This window comes from Campylobacter sp. TTU_617 (assembly GCF_016599045.1).
Taxonomy (GTDB): Bacteria; Campylobacterota; Campylobacteria; order Campylobacterales; family Campylobacteraceae; genus Campylobacter_D.
Window position 1 is genome coordinate 1 of sequence record NZ_JAENKV010000036.1, and the last position, 1135, is coordinate 1135.

1 protein-coding gene is annotated in these 1135 nt (G+C 28.6%); it reads right to left on the reverse strand.

Translation table 11 applies throughout. The features are described 5' to 3' along the window. Nucleotides 1–97 precede the first annotated feature (97 nt). The coding region (locus GQV94_RS07585; protein WP_234126484.1) for a methyl-accepting chemotaxis protein at nt 98–1135 on the reverse strand (1038 nt) is incomplete at its 5' end.

The following is a 1135-nucleotide window of genomic DNA, read 5'->3' on the forward strand; positions in this document are numbered from 1 at the left end:
AAATTTATTGAATTTTATTCTTGCTAGAAAGTAGTTTAATAATTAAATTTATTTATTACTCATATTAATTCACTAAAGAGCTTTTGCTCTTTAGTTATTAAAATCTCTTTTTCTTTACATCATCAAGTATATTACTTGCTATATCACTTACTGTATTAGAAATAAGTGCTGATTCATTTGCAATCTCAACATTATCTTTAGTAGTTTGATCTATGTGAGCTACACTTTCATTGATTTGAGTAATACCTGTAGTTTGTTCTTTTATAGATTCAGCCATATCATTGATAGATTGAACAAGTAAATTAGTATTAGCTTCTATTTCACTTAGAGATTTTTGAGTTCTCTCTGCTAGTTTTCTAACTTCATCAGCAACAACAGCAAATCCACGTCCATGTTCTCCTGCACGTGCAGCTTCAATAGCAGCATTTAAAGCTAAAAGATTGATTTGATCTGCAATATCACCTATTATACTTGTTACATTTTTAATTTCTTCACTTTGAGTAATAACATCACTTGTTTTTTGAGAAACATTTTGCATAGAAGAAGTGATTTGTTCTAATGCTGCTGCTGTTTCTTCTAATGAAGCTGCTTGAGAATTTGAAGAATTAGTTAAAGATTGAACTGCAGTTTGAAGTTTTCCACTCTCATCTGCTAATGAATTTGCAAAGTCAGAACTTTGTTTTAACATTTTAATGATTTCTTGTCCTAATGCATTTGTAGTTACTTCAACAGCACCTTTAGCATCTTTAACTTCTGTTGTAAAATCTAAGGCTCTATAACTATTAAATACTCTTTGTATTTCATTCATATTAGAACCTATTTTTTCTTGTAAAACATCTAAAAGTTTATTAAGAACATTTTTAAGTTCAATTAATTGTGGATTTCTTGGATTAGCAGTAATTCTTGCAGTTAAATCTCCTTTTTCTACTACTTGAACAGTTGATACACTTTCTTTTACTGCTTGATTATCTTGTTCTAAACCTTGTTTAGTTTGAAGAATGTTTTCATTGATGGCATTAGATATTTGACCAAATTCATCATTTGTTTTTATATTAATGGTTGATACATTATTTGTTTTATGATTAATAAAATCAAAGAATGAGTTAAGACCATTTTGGATAGTGGTGAGCGGGGA